This is a genomic window from Streptococcus parasanguinis (assembly GCF_001578955.1).
GTDB lineage: Bacteria > Bacillota > Bacilli > Lactobacillales > Streptococcaceae > Streptococcus > Streptococcus parasanguinis_U.
Window position 1 is genome coordinate 332,473 of record NZ_KQ969690.1, and the last position, 6,631, is coordinate 339,103.

The 6,631-nt window shown below is 36.2% G+C and carries 7 protein-coding genes and 1 pseudogene; 6 read left to right on the forward strand and 2 right to left on the reverse strand.

The genetic code is table 11. From position 1 onward, the window contains the following. Positions 1-20: 20 nt before the first annotated feature. Both SPADD19_RS05445 and SPADD19_RS05450 read right to left on the reverse strand, forming a co-directional pair. Positions 21-1,106, reverse strand: coding sequence for a DEAD/DEAH box helicase (locus tag SPADD19_RS05445; RefSeq protein WP_061455459.1), 1,086 nt, complete (start codon positions 1,104-1,106; stop codon positions 21-23). Continuing rightward, positions 1,103-2,083: a Gfo/Idh/MocA family protein gene (locus tag SPADD19_RS05450; protein ID WP_061455591.1), complete on the reverse strand. Its 981-nt coding sequence runs from the start codon at positions 2,081-2,083 to the stop codon at positions 1,103-1,105. Before SPADD19_RS05450 ends, SPADD19_RS05445 begins: the two co-directional genes overlap by 4 nt. 102 nt (positions 2,084-2,185) lie before the next feature. Here SPADD19_RS05450 and SPADD19_RS05455 point away from each other — a divergent pair, with 102 nt between their 5' ends. From SPADD19_RS05455 to SPADD19_RS12635, 6 genes and pseudogenes are all read left to right on the forward strand, one after another. Then, positions 2,186-2,920 carry a glycosyltransferase family 2 protein gene (locus SPADD19_RS05455; RefSeq protein WP_049522879.1) on the forward strand — a complete coding sequence of 245 codons (735 nt, stop codon included), beginning with the start codon at positions 2,186-2,188 and terminating at the stop codon, positions 2,918-2,920. A gap of 1 nt (position 2,921) precedes the next feature. Beyond that, positions 2,922-3,257 carry a DUF2304 domain-containing protein gene (locus SPADD19_RS05460; RefSeq protein ID WP_049472006.1) on the forward strand — a complete coding sequence of 112 codons (336 nt, stop codon included), beginning with the start codon at positions 2,922-2,924 and terminating at the stop codon, positions 3,255-3,257. After that, positions 3,247-4,524 carry a lipopolysaccharide biosynthesis protein gene (locus SPADD19_RS05465; RefSeq protein WP_065426856.1) on the forward strand — a complete coding sequence of 426 codons (1,278 nt, stop codon included), beginning with the start codon at positions 3,247-3,249 and terminating at the stop codon, positions 4,522-4,524. The genes SPADD19_RS05460 and SPADD19_RS05465 overlap by 11 nt, the downstream gene beginning before the upstream one ends. Then, a complete protein-coding gene (locus tag SPADD19_RS05470; protein ID WP_049472004.1) occupies positions 4,508-5,290 on the forward strand; it encodes a glycosyltransferase family 2 protein in 783 nt (260 codons plus the stop codon). Before SPADD19_RS05465 ends, SPADD19_RS05470 begins: the two co-directional genes overlap by 17 nt. Positions 5,291-5,388: 98 nt before the next feature. Continuing rightward, positions 5,389-6,363 (forward strand): glycosyltransferase family 2 protein, encoded by a 975-nt coding sequence (locus SPADD19_RS05475; protein WP_231065236.1) that lies wholly within the window; start codon positions 5,389-5,391, stop codon positions 6,361-6,363. A 56-nt stretch (positions 6,364-6,419) separates the two neighbouring features. Further along, positions 6,420-6,631, forward strand: a pseudogene (locus SPADD19_RS12635) (glycosyltransferase); the annotation flags it as partial.

The following is a 6,631-nucleotide window of genomic DNA, read 5'->3' on the forward strand; positions in this document are numbered from 1 at the left end:
TTCACTAGCAGAGGATTTTCTTATTCATTTAAAAAGAGTTCGGAATTTTTTAAAACCAGTTCACGTACAGAAGCGTATTTTTTTAAGGATTTGAGTTCTTTTGGGTGGGTGATAAAGGTGATTACATAGCCCTCACGCCCCATTCGTCCTGTTCGACCGGCACGGTGGGTATAGGTCTCCACATCACGAGGAATATCGTAGTTAATCACACACTCAAGATGTTCAATGTCGATTCCACGAGCGACTAAATCGGTGGCCAGCAAGAGGGTCAGCTGATGGTCTTTGAAGCGTTCCAGAATGACCTTGCGGTATTTGACATTGACATCGCTTGCGAGCGATACGGCCTCAACACCCCGGTATTGTAGTTTTTCTTCAGCACTACCCAGATCAGACAGGCTATTGAAAAAAGCCAGACCACGAAAATCTTCGACGTAGGCGAGTTTGCGGAGCAATTCGACCTTGTCCCGCTTATCCACTTGCATATAAAAATGTTGGATATTGTCCAAAGAAACTCCATTAACCGTAACGCGAAGAGTATTTTCCTCTAGCTGGTCTGGATCGACCTTAGCTGTGGCGCTCATGTAGACATATTGGTGGTCACGGGGAGCATAGTGGCTGATCTTGTCGACGAAGTGGTACTGAGAATCACTTAGTAATTGGTCGAATTCATCTAAAATGATGGTTTCTACATTCATCATTTTGATCTTTTTCAGCTTGATCAGCTCAAAGATCCGACCAGGCGTCCCAACCAGGATTTCGGGTCCTTTTTTGAGGCGTTCGATTTGCCGTTTTTGACTAGATCCTGAAAGGAAGAGTTGTGTCTGGAGACCGAGAGGCTCTGCCCATTGTTTGGTGACATCAAAAATTTGTCCTGCTAATTCTGTATTAGGAGCCAAAATCAAGAGTTGTTGGGCCTTCTTCGGTTTGAGTTTGAGCAAGCTCGGAAAGAGATAGGCGAGTGTCTTACCTGTACCGGTAGGACTGATCCCGAGGACATTTTCTCCTTCATAGATAGGGGAGAAGATCTGTTCCTGAATTTCAGTGAATGTATCAAATCCAAGTGTTTCTAACTGGTCTTTCCAGCTTTGTGGAAATTGTTCTTTCATTCTTTTTCATCCTTAAATTGTATTCCAGCGCTTTGACGCATCTGGTAGAGGGTTTCATGGACCTGCTCAGCTGTTTGTAACCATTCAAGATAAGCAGCTGGCTTTTGATGAGCGATGGCAAGGGCAAAGGCTTCCGCCTCATCTTGCATTTGGTGTGGGCAGGACTGGATCGGAAGGTCGATGACTTCCCCAGAATGGCTGACGAAGCGAGCCTGGTTGATGGCTGCTACAGCATTGAGAGTTAGTGTTCCAGTCTTGGTGTAGATTTCAGCAGGTAGATGGCTGGTGATATTTTTCCCTGCCTGAATGGCAACCTGAAACTCTGGATAAATCAAGACACCTTGACCATAGAGATCAACCGAATTGGGTAATTGCTGAGCGGTGTAGCGGCTGGATATCGGTTCTCCAAAGAAGCCAATGGCCAAGTAGAGGCAGTAGACTCCCAGATCCATCAAGGCTCCCCCTGCATAGACATCTGAGAAAATATTGGGCATCTCACCCGCAAGAAGGGCCGGCAATTTAGAAGAATATTTGGCAAAGGTGAAGTTGGCGCCCAGTATTTCCTGATTAGAGAGGAAGTCTTTAACTACTTGAAAGGCCGCTTCTTGGTAATTTCTGGCAGCTTCAAAGAGATAGACCTGGTGCTCCTTAGCGAGCTTGACCAGTTCTTTCCATTCAGAAGGGTTGGTCACAGCCGGTTTTTCAATGATGACATGCTTCTTTGCTAAAATAGCAAGCTTGGCCTGAGCGAAATGAAGAGAATTAGGGCTAGCAATGTAGACCACATCCAGTTCACTGTCTAAGAAGTCAATGAAATCCGTGTAGCAAGAGATTGCTCCATAAGGCTCACAAAACTCTTGAGCAGTCTTCATCTTTCTCGAATACACAGCCTGCAAGTGATAGTGGCCCGTCTGATGAGCAGCTGTAATAAATTCATGTGAAATCCAACTCGTACCAATAATTCCCAGCTTTAACATAAGGTGTCCTTCCGTCATCGATTCACTCTATTATACCATGAAAAGGGGGAGGGGACAGTATAAAGTAGAAAATATGCACTGATTATTGTATAATGAAGTGATATGCTTAGAAGGGAAAACATAGGATTGAGAAATTCAGAATTACTGATCATTATTCCTGCTTATAATGAGAGTGGAAATATTGAAAAAACAATCAAGATGATTGAAGAACATACACCTGAATTTGATTATGTCATTATCAATGATTGTTCTACAGATCATACACTTGAAATTTGTCGCAATAACAACTTTAACGTTATCGATTTACCGATTAATTTAGGAATTGGTGGTGCTGTTCAGACTGGTTATCAATATGCAGTTAAAAATGGCTATCAATATGCTGTTCAAGTGGATGGAGATGGTCAGCATAATCCTGAATTTATCAGAAAGATGCTGCAAGTCCTTCAAGAGAAGAATGTGAACATGGTGATTGGCTCTCGTTTCATTGAAAATCAAGGTTTCCAATCCTCCTTCGCGCGACGGATTGGAATTTCATTTTTTGAAAAATTAATTAAGATTTTAACCGGTCAAAAGGTAACAGATCCTACATCAGGATTGCGGGTGGCCGATCGAAAAGTGATTGAAGAATTTGCTAAACAATATCCAAGTGATTATCCAGAACCAGAGACGATTGTGTCCCTCTTAACCTCAGGTTATTCCGTTGCAGAAGTACCGGTCTTGATGAACGAGCGAGAACACGGAGAATCATCGATTACATTCAGTAAGTCTGTTTACTATATGATCAAAGTGACAATGGCAATGCTATTGGCTAGAATTGGTGGAGGATATAAGAAATAACATGTTAAATATTTGGTTAACCCTTATTGTAATTATTTTTATCGTTTATATTCTACGCCTAGTTGCAAAGAAAGTCGTTGAACTGAGAAATGTCATTTCTTGGCTCATTCTTTGTTTGCTATCGTTGCCAGTCATTTGGTTTCCTAATTTGATTGGAGCAATATCTTTATTTCTTGGTATTCAAACGCTAAGTAACTTTATTTTTTTATTAAGTACATTTTTATTAATATTTTTAATTTTTTCATTAACTCGTACTGTATCAAAACAATCAGTACAGATTAAGAAATTGTCACAAACGATTGCTTTATTAAGAAGTGAGAATGAAAATGAACAATAAAGTAAATAGGAGTATTTATTTTTGGAATTTTGCAGGAAATATAGCAGCAGCTGCAGTCTCAATATTGTATTTGATTATTGTCTCTCGTTATACTTCTGCAAGTGATGCTGATAATTTTAGTTTGGCTTATGCAATTGGAAACCTATGGGTTGTCATTGGTATTTTTCAAGTTAGAAATTATCAGGCGACTGATTTGAAAGAAACGTACTCGTATTTGGAATATTGGCTAACTAGGGTTATTACAGTTTGTTTAATGTTAGTTTCACTATTTCCGTATTTATTTTTTAGTGGAAATAATGTTGGAAAAGGGGATTTATTTTTAATTATCATCCTAACAGTTATTTATCGTTCATGTGATGCTTTTTCTGATTTATTCCAAGGATTATTTCAACAACATGAACGTTTAGATATTGCAGGGAAATTAATGGTGCTTCGTTATAGTTTAAGCACAATCATTCTCCTAATTAGTTTGTTACTTTCAAATTCTTTAATTTTTTCTTTAATTTGTTTATGTTTTTTTAATGTTCTTTTTGTTTTTGGGGGTGATTACATCCAATCCAAACAAATAAGAACGATACCTTTTAATCAGATTTCATCTGCTACATTTAAGCGATCAATTAGCATCATGAAAACTTGCCTTCCATTGTTTGTCAACGGCTTTTTATTGGTATATGTATTGAATTATCCAAAACAAGTGATTGATAAATTGCTAGTAGAGGGCGTATTACGTGAAGGTGCTCAAAGGGATTTCAGTATTCTATTCATGCCTGTTTTCTTTATGAGTTTATTTGTATTAGCACTAAGACCGTTAATAACCGATTTGGCAAAACAATGGTCAGAAAAAAGATTTTATACATTTAATGCTATGATTCGTAAGATTTTATTATTGCTTATGATTTTGGGACTAGTAGTATCAATACTGGCCTATTTGATAGGGATTCCTATTTTGAATATTATAAGTGGTATTGATTTATCAAATTATAGTTTATTACTTACTATTTTAGTGCTTTCCGGCTTTTTATATTCTATAGCTTCTGTCATAGGTGATTTTTTAATTATATTGAGGAAACAAGTCTATCTACTCTATGTTTATGTCGCAATGGCGTTATTGACGAATATTCTTACGCCTATAGCGATGAGGGAGTTTGGCTTGTTTGGAGCAGGGCTTAGTTTTGTTATTGTTATGTTGTTTTACACCATTGCTAGTTGGATTGTCTTTGTAATTATGAGAAGGAAGGAGATTCAAAAATATGAATCAGTGGAATGATCATACATTTGTAATCTGTGCTTATGGGGATAGTCCTTTTTTAGAGGATTGTATAAACTCGTTATTAAGCCAAACCGTAAAAAGTAATATCATTTTGTATACTTCTACTCCAAGTGTATTTATCGAAAGTATTTGCCAAAAATATGCCATTCCGTTTAATACAACTGTAGGTGGCGGGATTGGGAAAGATTGGAATAATGCTTTATCTTTTGTTACTACCCAATATGCTACAATAGCCCATCAAGATGATTATTATGAGCCAACCTATTTAATGGAAATTCAAGAGAGGATAAAGAAGCATCAAGATGCTATCATTCTTTATTCTGATTATTTTGAAGAAAAAAATGGAGAGGTCATTAAACCGACTTCAAATCTAAAAATCAAATCATTAATGTTAAAAACAATCTCATTATTCCCTAAAACTAAGTGGTGGAGAAATCGGATTCTTGCTTTTGGAAATCCAATTTGTTGCCCTGCTGTAACTTATAATTTAGAATTGGTTAAGGGCTTTAGATTTGATGAGGAATGGAGAGTTAGTCTAGATTGGCTTGCCTGGTACCATTTGGCTAAATTTGATGGCAGATTTGTATATGTTCCAAAGAAATTAATGTGTCATCGTATTCATGAAGACTCTGAAACGAGTAATACCATTAGTGACAATACTCGAACAAAGGAAGATTACATGATGTTTAAACTCTTTTGGCCAAACGGATTAGCGAAATGTTTAAATCGTTTTTATAAAAAGAGTCAGGATACGAATGGTTAAAGATTGCGTGCTCGAGGTTTGATAAAAATATAAAAGTTTGAATATCTTAATTATTTGCAAAACTATGGGTTCTATAAAAATATATAAAGGATAAGATTGTGAAAGAAGCGCCTAAGATTAGTGTCATTATTCCAGTATATAATGCAGAATTATATCTCAAAAGATGTATAGATTCCGTTTTGAATCAAAGTTTTAAATCATTTGAAATTATTGCAATTGATGATGGTTCAAAGGATAATTCGTTTAAAATATTGAATGAATACCAACAATTTTCTCCAAATATTAGAACTTTGAGTCGAGAAAATAAAGGTGCAGCCTATACTAGAAATGAAGGCATCAAGCTTGCAAAAGGTGAATTCATCATGTTTATCGATAGTGATGATTATATAAACCCAGATTACTTGCAGGTGTTTTATGATGAAATATCAAGTGGGATAGATGATGCAGTTATTGGTGGTCTTCAGAGAGTAAACCAAGATGGTAAACAACTATTTTCTATCCAATTGGGTAAAGATAAATGGTCGAAATATAGATCGATTTCACCATGTGCTCGCATCTATAGAAAAAAATTTTTAGTAGATCACGAACTTTCTTTTCCAGATATTCCGCTGGCTGAGGACTTGTTATTCAGCTTAACGGTATATACAAAATCTGAAAATATAAGAACTATCCCATATTGTGGATATAATTGGTTTTATAATGAGAATAGTGCCTCTAATACATTAAATAAAGGATTTAACCCAAATTTGGATATCAAGAATGTACTTGATAAAATTGCAGCGATTATCCCTAAAGATTTTTCTGAAACTAAATTAATTAAATTTTTTATAAAAAAATTTACTCTTTATTGGTTATTGGACGGTGGGAGACATTCTACAAGTGCAGAGTTTTTACGTCAATATAAAGAAATTAATGATTGGATCAGGATAAATGGAATGAAGTCCACTCTTTCTGTTTTTGATCGAGAAATTAGAGATGAGAGGTTTATGGTTAAACTAGCTATCTTTACAATGAACTTGATTGAAAAGCTCGGTTTATTAAAACTGTTTGCAAAACTGTATTGTAAAGGGTAGTTAGAAGATATACAGTTTACTGATAAGTTAGTAGCAGATGTTAATAGGAGCAATGAATGGTTATATCAGTTGTAGTCCCATGTTTTAACGAAGAAGAATCGATTCCATTATTTTATCGAGAAATGGAACGTGTTCGGATGAAGATGGGAGAAAAGTTTGAATATATTTTTATAAATGATGGCTCTTCAGATGGTACGCTATCCGTTCTTCGAAAGCTACATCTTACAGATTCAAATGTGCACTACCTTTCTTTTTCTCGAAATTTCGG

What these genes read in the sequence shown, in the direction of transcription:
- SPADD19_RS05445 (WP_061455459.1), bottom strand. Translation starts at nt 1,106, where the DNA reads ATGAAAGAACAATTTCCACAAAGCTGGAAAGACCAGTTAGAAACACTT.
- SPADD19_RS05450 (WP_061455591.1), bottom strand. Translation starts at nt 2,083, where the DNA reads ATGTTAAAGCTGGGAATTATTGGTACGAGTTGGATTTCACATGAATTT.
- SPADD19_RS05455 (WP_049522879.1), top strand. Translation starts at nt 2,186, where the DNA reads ATGCTTAGAAGGGAAAACATAGGATTGAGAAATTCAGAATTACTGATC.
- SPADD19_RS05460 (WP_049472006.1), top strand. Translation starts at nt 2,922, where the DNA reads ATGTTAAATATTTGGTTAACCCTTATTGTAATTATTTTTATCGTTTAT.
- SPADD19_RS05465 (WP_065426856.1), top strand. Translation starts at nt 3,247, where the DNA reads ATGAACAATAAAGTAAATAGGAGTATTTATTTTTGGAATTTTGCAGGA.
- SPADD19_RS05470 (WP_049472004.1), top strand. Translation starts at nt 4,508, where the DNA reads ATGAATCAGTGGAATGATCATACATTTGTAATCTGTGCTTATGGGGAT.